Below are 13792 nucleotides of genomic sequence, written 5' to 3'. Positions count from 1 at the left end.
ATCTTCTTTTCCCCAAAAACTTTTAGTTTCAATGTTTTAGAAACCATAGGTATGTGAGTTTGGTGCTCTAATTTGACGTTATAAAGTGACATTCCAGAGCTTTTAAATGCTGTTGATATTTTTGCACTAACATCTTTACGGGAAGGTCTTCCAAGAGCTATAATGGAAGCAATGGCGGCAGGTAAACCTATTGTTGCCACAAATGTAAGAGGAAATAGAGATTTAGTTGTAGATGGTGTTAATGGGTACTTAGTTTCTGTAAATGATGTAGAAACAACAGCTGAAGCAATTACAAAATTAGCCGAAGATAAAACGTTGAGAACCAAAATGGGAGAAGAGGGTAAAAGGATTATACAAGATTATGCTATTGAGGAAGTTTTAAAAGAAATGGATGAGATATATGGTTTATACATTTAAAATCTATTGTTGTAAATTAATATATAAAGTGATATTATGTAAAAAGATAAAAGCTATATAGGTGGTGTTTAGATGGACACGTTTTTGCACAAATTTCCTAAATTAGGTAAGTTAATTATTTTTCTGATGGATTTGATATTAGTCCATGTAGGTTTCGTGCTCGCATATATTGTGAGATTTGGTAATAATCTGCCAGTAAAAAATTTTCAACCTTATTATGAATTAATACCTGTGATTACCTTGCTATCTATTATTTTATTTCATATTTATGGTTTATATAATACTTTGCGTAAAAATTATAATGATATAGTTTTTTCGTTGATAATTTCTTTGTCACTATTACAGATTTTAACAGTTGTGTCGACCTTTTTTATAAGACAATTTGCTTTTCCCCGAAGTATATTTGGCATAGCTTTAATAATCCAAATAGGATTGTTGTCATTATGGAGATATATAGTACAAAATGCGATAAAACATGCGCATGGTGAAAAGAATATAATGATCGTTGGGGAAAAGGATGCGGCGGATAAAATAGCCAAGAAATTAATTACGAGTTCACGCGGATGGTTTGAAATAAAATATATAATAAGTCCTGAAAAGTACGATGAAATCATTAAACATTTTGATGAAATAGATGCTGTTTATATATGTAATGATGTTAAAGAGGATATAAAAACACGACTTTTTTATGACTCAATGAAGTTTAAAAAACATCTTTTTGTTGTACCAAATTTCAGAGATATTCTTATGGTTAAATCGCAATTTGTGCAATTTGATGATGTGCCGGTTGTGAGTATAAATTCTCTCTCATTAACAGAAGAAGATAAATTTATTAAAAGAGTATTTGACGTTGTTTTTTCAATTATTGGAGTAGTAATTACTCTTCCTTTAATGGCAATAATTGCTTTGATAATTAAATTAACATCCCCTGGACCAGTAATTTACAAGCAGACAAGAATAACGGAAAATGGTAAGAAATTTAAAGTATATAAGTTTAGAACAATGTACAATGATGCAGAAAAGATGACGGGGCCTGTTTTAGCCACAGATAATGATCCAAGGATTACAAAAGTAGGTAAAATATTGAGAGCGACCAGACTTGATGAGTTGCCTCAATTGTTCAATGTTTTAAAGGGAGATATGAGCTTTGTAGGCCCTAGACCTGAGAGACCATATTTTGTTGAACAATTTGAAAAACAATATCCATCCTATAAGTATAGGCATAATGTAAAAGCGGGTATAACAGGACTTGCACAAGTATTTGGAAAATATTCAACAGATGCGGATGACAAGTTGAGATTAGACTTGATATATATTAAGAATTATTCATTTTGGTTGGATCTTAAAATAATATTGCTTACTTTAAAAACTGTATTAACTAAAGAAGCTTCTTTTGGAATAAAGGAAGACGTGGAATTGGAAGAATTGTTAGAAAGTCTAGATTACAATGTTTACAGCGAATTAGGTATCACTAAAATAGAAAGGTAAGGGATACATAGATGAAAGTTTTAATTACAGGTGGAGCAGGTTTTATAGGTTCAAACATAGCGGATTTGTTGATTGAAAATGGCTATGAAGTTGTAATAGTTGATAATCTTTCAACAGGAAAACATGAGTTTATAAACAAAAAGGCAGTTTTTTATAATAAAGATATTACAGATGATGATTTACATGAAGTATTCGAAAAAGAGAAACCTGATTATGTGATACATCAGGCAGCTCAAATAGATATACAAAAGTCAATTAAAGAGCCTGTATTTGATGCAAAAGTAAATATCTTGGGTACAGTGAATTTGTTGGAATGTTCTAAAAGTTATAAAGTGAAAAAAATTATATATGCTTCATCAGCAGCGGTATATGGAGATCCTGAGTATCTTGCTATTGATGAAAAACATAAGGTAGATCCTATCTCCTACTATGGGATATCAAAGCATACACCAGAGCATTACTTTGAGGTATATAGGCAATTGTATGGTTTAAAGTATACAATTTTGCGTTATGCAAATGTATATGGAATAAGGCAGGACCCAAAAGGAGAAGGCGGAGTAATATCTATTTTTGTAGATAAAATACTTAAAGATGAGAGGCCTATTATTTTTGGAGATGGAAATCAAACGCGTGATTTTGTTTATGTAAAAGATGTGGCAAAAGCCAATCTTCTGGCATTGGAAAAGGGAGATAACGAGATTGTAAATATAAGCACGAATAAGCCTACAAGTATAAATGAGCTTATTGATTTGATGAATAAAATCATGGGAACTTCTTTGAAGCCTATTTATGCAGAACCTCGTAAAGGCGATATAGTACATAGTTATCTTGATAATAAAAAAGCTTTGGATGTGCTTGGATGGAAACCGGAGTATAGCTTAGAAGAGGGATTGAGAGAGACAATTGAGTATTATAGGGTGAAGTATGCAGAAGATGAGGTTGCAATCAGTAGGGGAGAGTAGCACTTATATTTTATAGATTAAAGTATTTAAACGTAAATGAGAACTATAGTAAGAATAATTAAAAAACTCATTGTATAATTTTAGTAAACACGAAAGGTATATAATTTAAAATAGGGGGATATTTTGATAAAAAGCGCCACTTTTTATATTTCGATAAGTGGTGCTTTTTTTGTGTAACAATACTTCGAAGGGTAGACTTTTTACGTAAATATGGTATAATTATTTTAGTTTGCTCTTTGTTGTAAAATGGAGGATTAAAAATAATCCTGTTTGTCCAAGATGCGGGAAAATAACATCCAAAATTTATGATTATGGAGTACAAAGAATAAAAGATGTAATTAATCATAGTAGACATAGAAGAAGATGCACTTTTAATCTGTTCAAAAGACAAGGTGTAGAATGCGAAAATGTATGTGAATTTGTGTAAGTAATGAATAATAAGTAAGAAAAATATAATTAAGAGATTTAAAAAATTTAAATTCTTGGAAATTATTTAAAAATATTTTAGTAATAATCTTCTAAACGTGGATAAAAGATTTGTAGAATAAGGAGGATAAAAATGGAAGAAGAAATTTCATTGAGAGAGCTTATTGAGGTAATTTTAAAATATAAAAAAACAATCATTATTGTAACTCTTACTGCAACTTTAGTAGCAGCAGTGCTTAGTTTTTTTGTAATAAAACCCACCTATGAAGCAACTACAACTTTATCAGTTACAGATGTAACACCTGCAACAGGCTTTTTTGGTTCAAATACTACGGTTATTCTTCCGGGAAAAGATTCAAATCTTCCGACAGTACAAAGTGACAGTATAGAAAAAGACTTATATGTCAGTAGAAGCATTTAAAGAAGAGGTTACTAATCCTATTGTTCTTATGAATACTGTAAAACAATTAGGATTAGATCCTCAAAAGTACACAATAGAAAATTTAAAAAAGCAAATTTCGGTTTCTGTGATTAACAATACAAATCTTATAACAGTTACTGTAAAGGAAAATGATCCAAAGCTTGCGGCAAAAATTGCAGATACAATAGCGCAAAATTTTCGGACTTATATAATTGAGAGAAATAACAGGCAGACAGATAAATTAATCGAAACTTTGAATAAACTTATAACTCTCCAAAATGATAAAATAAAAGAGGTAACAGCGGAACTTAATAAAATTCAAACAAATTCTCAAGACAAGCTTTTAATTGAGCAGAAACAAAAACAGTTGGATTTACTGAAAACTACAAGAGATATAATGTTAGAAAAATATAATATGCTGGAACTGGTTAAAGAATCGGAACTTGGCAATCAAAGCATTCTTATAACTAGCAAAGCTTTAATACCTGATAAACCAGTAGCACCTAAAAAATCATTGAATATAATTATAGCATTTATATTAGGTCTTATGGTCAGTATTTTTATAGTGTTTTTTATGGAATATTGGAAAAATACAGAGCCAAAAAGAGCTGTAGAGAGTAAATAATAAAAAATTATAGTTTAAGTGAAGAGGGCCATCCCTCTTTTATTTTTGTCAAAATATATCGAAACATTTTTAATGTTTGTGTTGGTTCTTGAGAAATAAAATGGTAAAATATAGATGGATAAAAATATATTTTCACTTTTAAAAGGTTTTGATTTTAAGATATTAAAGAATAGAGATATATATCTAATGAATGACATAAAAAGGGCATAGATAATGTTTTTGAAAATTATAATTCTTTAAGTAGAGAACGTAAGATAACGAGGAGTACCTTTGAAGAAAAAACTAAAGGTATTTAGAATACTCGTAGAAAAAATACTTGATTCAATATATACAACATGAGGGGAGTGTTTAATGTAGTATGGATGAAAACTACAATGTCAAATACGAGATAAAAAAGGATTGGTGGTTAATTGGCATTATCATATTGATATGGATTTTTACATTTGCCATTTTTGGACGTTTACCGGATAAAATTCCAATGCATTGGAACATTTCTGGTCAAGTAGATAGGTTTGGTTCAAAAAATGAGATATTTATTTTGCCTTCTACTATTACAATAATATATTTTGTGATGCTATTTATACCGCTTATTGACCCTAAAAGAGCTAATTATGGCAAATTTGCTGAAGCTTATAGGATAGTAAGAGCGGTTGTGGTAATTATTTTCATGGCAGTATATTTTGCTTCTACGTATTCTGCATTAGGTTATAGAATTGATATGAATAGAATAGGCAATTTTATTATTCCTTTTATGTTGATTGGGTTTGGAAGCGTTATGGGTAAACTACGCCATAATTATTTTGTGGGTATAAGGACTCCTTGGACGCTGGCAGATGAAGAGGTATGGAATGTCACACATCAGGTAGCTAGTAAAATATGGCTCATTGCAGGTATTATTGGATTATTTTTTTCTTTTTTTAAAGGCACATGGGTGATTGTTTTTATGTTTGTGCTGCTAATTACTGCTGTTATGGTACCGGTTGTGTATTCTTATATAATTTTTAAAAACAAAGGAGAGTAGAGGATGGATGAGATTAACAGTAAAGTTTTTTATGATATGGTTATAAGGGTAAGGGGACACAGTAGAATTTACCTTAGGTATTTTTTGGATGTAAGAGCTTTGCCACTTTGGTAAATAAATTATAAAAAGAGGTCAATGCAAAAAGACTGTTAAAAATTTATGCACCCAAATAGCTTATATCCGGTATACGATTCTTTTTTATAAGGGGCTGTAGCATTTTTTAATAGCCAATATATTATAACAATTATTTTTAATTAATTTTTGTTGTATTTAGGGGAATACTGTTTAGGAATTACCGGGGAAGAAGGGGAACCTGCTAATTCATGATGTGGAGAGTGTACAACAGTTATACTATTCATTATTATCTCTATCTCTTTCTCATTATCTTTTATCTTTTTTCTAAGTTCAACTCTTGGGACTACTACTGTTACTTCATGTGGAATATTGATATTTGTCTTTCTCTCTACACTTATATTAAGACCATAAAGGCTCAGTGTTATTTTATCAATGCCCTCATTTTTATTTTTCCAAATACCTTTTATGATGTTTGCTAATTTACCAAAACACATTATAAATATCCCCTATATACATATTATGCATCAATATATATGTGTGCTTTACATAGGGGTCAAATCTAAATTTTTGTAAAAATTTCTCTGGATAAAAGTAGGCAAATGCACTACGCTGACAAGCCCGGACTTCTTCTTTAGCCATTATGACTATAGTGTTCACTACGAAAAGAAAGCTTTTTTCTTCAACAGACCTTGAATGCTACGCTGTAACAATAGAGTTAAGGTTTTTACAGAACTCGGAAATTGCAAATTTTGAAAACTCTGTACTGCAAAGCTCATAAGTGATTTCTTCAATTTTGCGTGAGAGTATATTTGGAAATTAATTCAAAACAAGATTGTAGAAATTTCATAGAAGGAGAGACAATGATGCAGTTGAATATGTGGGGTAAACCTTTTATTAAAAAGGAGAGAGGAGCAAAATGTTTGCGCGTTTTATAGAGCAGGATAGAGAGATAAAAAAGCTTTTTTATCAAAAAATCAAAGAAAAAGAAGAAAGAGAAAAGCAAAAACATCTAGACAAAATTAGTGAGGGCTTTCTTGGATGGCTTTTAGAACCTATTGCGGATGTTGCTTATACATGGAGGCGTATTTCTGAAAAAGAACAGGGAAGTAGTGGTGAAGATTCAGCAGGATGGGCATTGCATTTATGGCTTCCAGGTAATTGTTATAAATGACCTTGTTTTAGAAGTAGAGCCTGACAAGTTTATACAAATTGATCACTTTGTATTAAATACAAACGGAATTTTTGTGTTAGAGACAAAATCATGGGATGGTGCTTTTTTAGGAACAAAAGATAAATGGCGCATGAAACAAGGAAATAAATGGGTTGAAGTTCAAAGTCCTACCAAACAAAATGAAAGGCATGTTAAATTGTTTAAAAAATAGTTAGGAGAAAATTTGCCTGATTTACATGAAAGAATTAAAGATCATATACATCCAATTGTAATATTTAAAAGGGCTAAATGGGTAAAAGCTAAAGATTGCAGCATGCCTGTTGTTATTGGAGGAATGGAGGCTGTTGGAGAAATTAGAAAAGTAAAAGGAGAAAATATATCTGAAGAGGATATTAATTTGATTATTGAAGCTGTAAAAAATGCTAAACCGTTAGATCATGAAGAATGGAAAAGAAAGCATAGTAAAAGGAAAGAAGAGGATGAAAAAGGATACCAAGTTACAACAGGGAAAACTTCAAGTGGTAAAATGTATGTAAGGATTTTGGGAACAAAGGAAGATGCCCAAAAAGTTGCAGAGGAGTATAAAAACCAAAATTATACAATAAGCGAAATAAGGAAGGATAAAAAAGACAAAAATGTATGGTTTTTTTATTATTCTTAAAGCTTGAAAAATAATAAAAATGTTAAGTGGAGCTAAGCTATTAATATTATCCGCAGGGCTTTGCTGTGTTACACATTTTCATTTTTGTCGATATATGGCGAAATATTTTTAATATTTATGTTGGTTTTTGAGAAATAAAATGGTAAAATGAAGACAGAATGAAAATTATTTAGAGACTTAGTAACAGCAATTATAAATTGTTATTCAAAACTTATCATTTATGAGATATAATGATATTAAGAAGGAGCAAAATGTCATGGATGATAAAAATGTAAAGGAAGCTATTCACAATCAGCATGACAAAGGGTATAAATTTTTGTTATCCAGTAAGCGAGTGTTTATAGAGTTATTAAGAAGTTTTGTAATGGAGAAGCATACTAAAAGATACACCAAGAAAAGAATCAAGAAGGAAAGATTTTAAATTACCAGTTATAGTGCCGATAGTATTATACAACGGAGACCATAAATGGACAGCAAAAACAAGCTACAAAGAAACACTAAATTCCTATGAAACCTTTGGAGAATATGCAGTAGATTTCAAATATATACTAGTAGATGTAAATAGGTATACAAAAGAAGAATTATTAAAGTTAGAAAACTTAATAGCTTCTGTATTTTTATTAGAACAAAAAGTAGAATTTGAAGAAATAATGAAAAGGCTTAAGGAATTATCAGAGATATTAAACAACTTGGATAAAGATGAAATATTATTATTTAAAGCATGGTTTAAAAAGATATTACTAGCTAGATTGCCGGAAGAAGAGCGAGAAAATATAGAGAGGATAATAGATGAAAACAAGGAGGTGAAAATAATGATATCAAATCTTGAAAAGACCATATTGCAAGAGATGAAAGAGCGTGAGAAAAGGGGTATTAAAAAAGGGATAAAAAAAGGGATAGAAAAAGGAATAGAAAAAGGAATAGAAAAAGGAATAGAAAAAGGCATGGAGAAGGGAATAGGAGTAACTGTTATTAAGTTATTAGAGAAGAAATTTGGGAATGTTCCTGAAGAATATGTAAAGAAAATAGATGGTGCAAACAGGGAAACGTTGATGGATATTGTTGACAATATATTTGATATAGATAAGATAGAAGATTTAGATAAGTTTTTGAAATAAGGGCACTATGAAAGGTAGTGTCTTTATTTTTTATGGAAATATAAAGGATTTTCAATAAATTTATAGAATAGATAATATAACATACATTAATGTAGTTTTAGGGGGATCTTAGGATGAAGATTGAAGATTTAAAAGGAAAATTTTTTATGGACAATTATATGGACATTGCTATTGAGGAATATTTAAAGTTCAAAGAAACTGTGGATTACGATGAAAAGTATAAAAGAGAAGTTTTAAGCGAAATAAATGATTATTTAAAAGACAAGCGTATTGCTGGGGAGAATGTTATAGAAATAATTAAGTATTTTCAAAGTAAAAATCCACAAAAGGGTGGTTTTGTTCATTGGTCGAATTTAGATGATTTATATAAATATGCAGAAGAAAAACCTTCAGAAGTAGCTGAATTGTTTAACTATCTATATGATGATTCGGCAGATTTAGAAGATAGAATACGAAGATTTGTGAATACTGGGGAAAGATATAATACTACTATTAAATTTGATACTTCTCTTTTTGGATATTTATTAGCAGGTTTTAGTTTAGAGAAGTATCCCTTGTATAGGGATCAGGCATTTAGAGAGTTTTTAAATTCTTTTGGAATTAATGAGTCTTTAACTGAAGATGTAGCAGATAAGTATTCTACCTATTATGAAGTTTGTAATATTTTGCTCGATTATTTTAAAGAGAAAAATTATATAAAAAATCCAGATATGTTGGATGCACAGGATTTCATTTATTGTCTTACCAACTACAAGGAACTGTATGTAAAAGTAAGTGTAAAGTATCTCTATGAACATGCAAAGGTATTGTATTCTTTTAGTAAGGATATAAATGCTTTTTTGGAATATTTAAAGGAATTAGATAGAGAATATTTACAAGTTTTATATGAAAGATACAAAGGTGATGAAAAAGTCAATGAAATTAGATTTAGAGTGTGTGAGATGATTTTAAATGGTGATTATGTGGATGAGAAAAATTTGGAGAGCATAAAGAATGAAGTTGCAAATAAACATGAAAAAGATATTTTAAAATCATGGAATGATTTTAAGATTTTGTTTCCATTATATTATGAAAAGTATAAGGAAAAAGTGAATATAGAAATTAGAAAAATTTACAATAGTATTAAATCGATATTTCCTAATTTTAAATTTAAAGAAAATAAATATATTAGTGATTTTTATGGACCACAGAATTTTGGAGGGAGTAGATGTTGGTTTGCAATATATCCCGAAAAGAAAAAAACACATAAAGAAGCTGCTCAGTTATTTTTTACAATTGGGGGAGATGAAACGGAAAAGTATTCTAATATTTCGTATGGTTTATATATAGGTGATAATATTAATAAAATTCTTGAAGAGAAAGGCACCAAAGAACACGATGATATAGAAACCATTGATAACCCTAATGATTTTACATATAAGAAAATGGTGAAGAAGTTTATTGAAGTTTTTGATAGGTTTAAAAAGATAAATGGTATAAATAGAGAGGACATTATTAAGGTGTCTCATGGGGAAAAGGATAAAAGCGGCGAGGAGGAGAAAGATGGCTTTCTTCATGAAATTGATTTTGAAAGAGAAATTAAAATAAATAATTTATTTTTTGAGGATGCAGAGGTTTTATCAAAGCAAATATCTACTGCTTTAAAATCAGGTAAACACATAATATTGGTAGGTCCTCCTGGAACAGGCAAGTCCAAACTAGCTAAAGAAATATGTAAAAGTTACGGAGTAGAATACGAAATGGTGACTGCCATGTCCGATTGGTCTACTTATGATACTATTGGTGGTTATAAACCTGATAGGGATGGAACTTTGTATTTTGATGAAGGCGTATTTTTACGGCTTTTTAAAAATAAGAAAAATAACAATTCCAATATCAAGTGGCTAATTATAGATGAAATAAACAGAGCTGATATTGACAAAGCTTTTGGTGTATTATTTTCTGCCTTAACAGGGGACAGGGTGACACTGAGTTTTAAGTCAAAATCTGGAGAGAATATAGTCATACGTCCGGAGGAAGATGATGAAGAAGAGGTAGAGATACAAGAACATGGGTATGTAATTCCTAAAGATTTTCGCATTATTGGGACTATGAACACTTACGACAAAACTTCTTTATATGAAATGAGCTATGCCTTTATGAGGCGATTTGCTTTTATTCCTGTTGGTGTGCCAAAAAACATTGATAAGGACCTTGTTGCGAAATATCTTAATATATGGGGGATAGAGGATAAAAGCATCAATAATGTGGATTTAAAAGAGGGACTGGCGGAGGTTTGGAATATTATTAACAAATACAGAAGGGTTGGACCTGCTATTATTGAAGACATTGCCAGATATGTTAGCGTTGAAGGGGATTACACTTCTGCTGTTATACTTTATGTCCTGCCGCAGTTCGAAGGCGTTATGGAGAATGATATTAAAAAATTTGCAGAGGAATTGTATAAAAGCAGTATAGGAGATTTTTCTAGACAAAAGGATAGATTGGATGGATTCATAAAAGACTTTTTTGGAATAAAAATGTGATTTTTAGGGGATTTGACTATGAAGACAAGTAAAGAAGTGCTTTTAGAATCTATCAAAGAGGATTTATTGGTATATTTAAAGTCTGGCAAATTATCTCCGCTACCTTTTTTGAATGAGTTAAATTTAAACATAAATAAGGTTGAAGATTTGTTGAAAATACATTTTTTATTAATGGATGAGGTTAAGGATTATATATTAAATCTTCCAATGATGATTAGGGAATTGAAGGTTTCAACTAATCTTACAAAGGAGATAAGTTATAATAAAATTAGAGGCAGCATAGATTGGAAAGAGACTATAAGACAGAGATTGAATACAAATTATAAAGATAAAACTCTTTTTTCTTATAATGAAAGGAATAAGCTTTATAATACCAAAGAAAATGTAGTCTTAAAAAAGTTTATAGAAGTTTTGTATGACATCGTTATAGGCCTTAATATGGATAGATTTACAGGTTATGATTGGTACGTAGAGGGAGAAAAAATAAATAAAATTGTAAAAGAGATATATGAAAAAAATGTTTATATGAGCAGGATAAATATTGAAGGTATAAATGTCATGGATAGGATGATTGAAGATGTTGCAAAAAACAGGAGTAAACTCTATAGTGATGCAGCTAAGCTTTTAAGAAAGTACAGACAAATTATAAATTTTATTGATTATGAAGAGATTAAAAAACTTTTTGAGAAAACTTTTATAGAAATTGCTGATGAAAATACTTTGTTTGAATTATATTGGGTTGTAAGAATTTTAAGAGATAACGCTTGTAATGAAAAAATGTATATCGTTGATGGCACGAACAATAAAATAGCCAGTTGGGAAGACGGAAATTTACTATACAATATTTATCACAACAGTACTGGTTCTGATAATCTAATATTTAAGATAGGATTTGAGGAAGTAGAAAATATTGAAAATGAATATTTTAGAAGGATGATGGCAGTAGTTAAAAAGACTCACGAGATAGCAGATAAACTTTTTGATGATAAAGGTACTTTGGGCAATATCTTTTGGAGCGGCAGGCCGGATATAATAATAGAAATTATTGATAAAAACACAGGAAGAATAGTAAAAGTTATTTTAGGAGAAGTAAAGTATACAACAGATAGAGAATATATGATACAGGGTTTAAAGGAGCTTTTGGAGTATGTTTATTATATAAAGGAAAAGTCAATAAAAGGCATGTACGTTTTTGACAATCCACAAAGTGGCATAGAAGTGGAGGGTATTTTGTTTGTAGATAATATTGATTTTAAGCCGTTGCACAATGAGATTGTAAAGGTGTATGGGACGGATACTAAAGAGATTTTGCTATAACTTATCAGTAAGATTTGTAGGCTATTAAGTTACAACAGGTAAAACTTCAAATGGTAAAATGTATGTTAGAATTGTCGGTGCAAAAGAAGATGCCCAAAAAAAGGGCCGTGGTGATTAAGCTTGTTTATTTGCTTTTTGCGGTTTGCGTCCTGCAAAGAATTCTATTACAGCAAGAATTAGAACGATAACTCCCCAAACAGTCATGTCATGTTTAATAGAGAAAAAAGAGACAAATTTATCGAAATATATTGGAATTTTATTTATATTTATGTTGTTTTTTGGAGAATAAAATGGTAAAATTATAAATATAATAGTAAAATTGTTTTATTTTTTAGAAAAGAGGAGGGAAAAATGGAAAAGAAAACGATATTGCCAAGTGATAAAATTGAAGAGGAAATAAGAGAAAAAGTAGAAATTTGGGAGACAATACCAGCCAGAGAAGCTGAAGATTATTATTACAAAGAGATATTCCCATTGGTAATAGAAAAGTTTCAGTTAGATAATAATACTAATTTTCATGGAAGATATGAAAACCTGATTTTGTCATTAGGTTTTTCTTTTGAACCTCTCGTATTAACTATACATACTATATACAGTTTTTAGCCTACCTATAAGGGATTGAAACAATTAAAACGAAAAGGTTTTATCCATATGGTACCTTTTTTGGTAACAGATTTATATTAGAGCTTGAAGGAAGAGTTAATGGTGGTAGGCTTTGCAACAGTTTTTATTAATCTTAATTTTGCAAGTTTCCAAAAAATACGATAAAATTACAGTAAATTACCCGATTTGCAAAGCATGTGTGATGTTCTTCGTTATAAAAATAAGCTTGAAAAAGAAGTATTTAACAACGCAATTCAGCGTTATGTTAAAGAACAAGAGAAAAGTAATTTACATAAAGGATTTTCAATAACAAGTCATCTAATTTTTTACTGACATACATAAAAACGTACGTTATAATTAATTTAAAAGGAGTGATTTTTATGAAAACAATACCGGTAACAACGGTAAGACAAAATATATACAAAATTTTAGAACAAATAATGGTAAGTAATGAACCTATACAGATAACTTCTAAAAAAGGAAATGCAGTCTTAATTTCCGAAGAAGATTGGAATGCTATTCAAGAAACGCTATATTTGTTGTCAGTACCAAATTTAAGAGAAAGCATCATAGAGTCAGATAAAATTCCCTTGGAAGAGTGGAAGGATGAAAAGGACTTAGGATGGGATATAAGTTAAAATTTTCTAAATACGCTCTAAAAGATGCAAAAAAATTAGAAGCGTGTGGACTTGACAAAAAAGCAAAAGAAATTTTAAAAATATTAAAAGAAAATCCGCATCAAAATCCTCCTCCATACGAAAAATTAAAAGGTGATCTCCAAGGGAAACTTTCAAGAAGAATAAATATTCAGCACAGAATAATTTATGAAATTTTAGAGGATGAACACATTATAAAGATGTATAGGATGTGGACACATTACGAATAGGAATGAATGCTGAGGAATTGGTAAGAAATGAATAATGCTATAAAATAGAGAATTTAGATAATTTCTACGGCAGGCT

General features: G+C 30.0%; 10 protein-coding genes and 3 pseudogenes. 12 read left to right on the top strand and 1 reads right to left on the bottom strand.

Translation table 11 applies throughout. The annotated features are described in order from the left end of the window. Positions 1 to 90: 90 nt before the first annotated feature. From M663_RS0101960 to M663_RS0101940, 5 genes and pseudogenes are all read left to right on the top strand, one after another. On the top strand, positions 91 to 417 hold the full coding sequence (locus tag M663_RS0101960) for a glycosyltransferase (RefSeq protein ID WP_273702593.1): 327 nt from the start codon (positions 91 to 93) through the stop codon (positions 415 to 417). A 72-nt stretch (positions 418 to 489) separates the two neighbouring features. Then, positions 490 to 1905 carry a sugar transferase gene (locus M663_RS0101955; protein WP_029687766.1) on the top strand — a complete coding sequence of 472 codons (1416 nt, stop codon included), beginning with the start codon at positions 490 to 492 and terminating at the stop codon, positions 1903 to 1905. An 11-nt stretch (positions 1906 to 1916) separates the two neighbouring features. After that, on the top strand, positions 1917 to 2867 hold the full coding sequence (locus tag M663_RS0101950) for an SDR family oxidoreductase (RefSeq protein ID WP_029687765.1): 951 nt from the start codon (positions 1917 to 1919) through the stop codon (positions 2865 to 2867). Between the two features lie 559 nt (positions 2868 to 3426). Next, positions 3427 to 4339 (top strand): annotated as a pseudogene (locus tag M663_RS14445) (GNVR domain-containing protein). Between the two features lie 358 nt (positions 4340 to 4697). Beyond that, the gene (locus M663_RS0101940) at positions 4698 to 5360 is read left to right on the top strand and encodes an SdpI family protein (RefSeq protein ID WP_029687764.1); all 663 of its coding nucleotides are present in this window, start codon (positions 4698 to 4700) and stop codon (positions 5358 to 5360) included. 254 nt (positions 5361 to 5614) lie between these two features. Here M663_RS0101940 and M663_RS0101930 read toward each other — a convergent pair whose 3' ends face one another. Continuing rightward, complete coding sequence (locus M663_RS0101930) at positions 5615 to 5929, bottom strand: hypothetical protein (RefSeq protein WP_012269520.1); 315 nt, start codon at positions 5927 to 5929, stop codon at positions 5615 to 5617. 422 nt (positions 5930 to 6351) lie between these two features. Between M663_RS0101930 and M663_RS15805 the strand changes: the two are divergent. From M663_RS15805 to M663_RS0101895, 7 genes and pseudogenes are all read left to right on the top strand, one after another. Then, positions 6352 to 7267 (top strand): annotated as a pseudogene (locus M663_RS15805) (nuclease-related domain-containing protein). Positions 7268 to 7523: 256 nt separating this feature from the next. Next, positions 7524 to 8385: pseudogene (locus M663_RS14435) on the top strand (Rpn family recombination-promoting nuclease/putative transposase). Positions 8386 to 8498: 113 nt separating this feature from the next. Continuing rightward, positions 8499 to 10910, top strand: coding sequence for an AAA family ATPase (locus tag M663_RS0101915; RefSeq protein ID WP_029687763.1), 2412 nt, complete (start codon positions 8499 to 8501; stop codon positions 10908 to 10910). 18 nt (positions 10911 to 10928) lie between these two features. After that, positions 10929 to 12227 carry a hypothetical protein gene (locus tag M663_RS0101910; protein ID WP_029687762.1) on the top strand — a complete coding sequence of 433 codons (1299 nt, stop codon included), beginning with the start codon at positions 10929 to 10931 and terminating at the stop codon, positions 12225 to 12227. Between the two features lie 351 nt (positions 12228 to 12578). Further along, entirely contained in the window at positions 12579 to 12830 is a 252-nt protein-coding gene (locus M663_RS0101905) for a hypothetical protein (RefSeq protein ID WP_003867774.1), read from the top strand. Between the two features lie 380 nt (positions 12831 to 13210). Next, positions 13211 to 13468 (top strand): type II toxin-antitoxin system Phd/YefM family antitoxin, encoded by a 258-nt coding sequence (locus tag M663_RS0101900; protein WP_029687761.1) that lies wholly within the window; start codon positions 13211 to 13213, stop codon positions 13466 to 13468. Next, the gene (locus tag M663_RS0101895; RefSeq protein WP_003867772.1) at positions 13453 to 13716 is read left to right on the top strand and encodes a Txe/YoeB family addiction module toxin; all 264 of its coding nucleotides are present in this window, start codon (positions 13453 to 13455) and stop codon (positions 13714 to 13716) included. Before M663_RS0101900 ends, M663_RS0101895 begins: the two co-directional genes overlap by 16 nt. Positions 13717 to 13792: the final 76 nt, after the last annotated feature.

It is taken from the genome of Thermoanaerobacter sp. A7A (genome assembly GCF_000445185.1).
Classification (GTDB): Bacteria; Bacillota; Thermoanaerobacteria; order Thermoanaerobacterales; family Thermoanaerobacteraceae; genus Thermoanaerobacter.
This window is presented reverse-complemented; position numbering and strand designations above follow the sequence as displayed.

Coding starts and splice junctions, on each gene's coding strand:
- M663_RS0101955 (WP_029687766.1), top strand. CDS start 490: ATGGACACGTTTTTGCACAAATTTCCTAAATTAGGTAAGTTAATTATT.
- M663_RS0101950 (WP_029687765.1), top strand. CDS start 1,917: ATGAAAGTTTTAATTACAGGTGGAGCAGGTTTTATAGGTTCAAACATA.
- M663_RS0101940 (WP_029687764.1), top strand. CDS start 4,698: ATGGATGAAAACTACAATGTCAAATACGAGATAAAAAAGGATTGGTGG.
- M663_RS0101930 (WP_012269520.1), bottom strand. CDS start 5,929: ATGTGTTTTGGTAAATTAGCAAACATCATAAAAGGTATTTGGAAAAAT.
- M663_RS0101915 (WP_029687763.1), top strand. CDS start 8,499: ATGAAGATTGAAGATTTAAAAGGAAAATTTTTTATGGACAATTATATG.
- M663_RS0101910 (WP_029687762.1), top strand. CDS start 10,929: ATGAAGACAAGTAAAGAAGTGCTTTTAGAATCTATCAAAGAGGATTTA.
- M663_RS0101905 (WP_003867774.1), top strand. CDS start 12,579: ATGGAAAAGAAAACGATATTGCCAAGTGATAAAATTGAAGAGGAAATA.
- M663_RS0101900 (WP_029687761.1), top strand. CDS start 13,211: ATGAAAACAATACCGGTAACAACGGTAAGACAAAATATATACAAAATT.
- M663_RS0101895 (WP_003867772.1), top strand. CDS start 13,453: ATGGGATATAAGTTAAAATTTTCTAAATACGCTCTAAAAGATGCAAAA.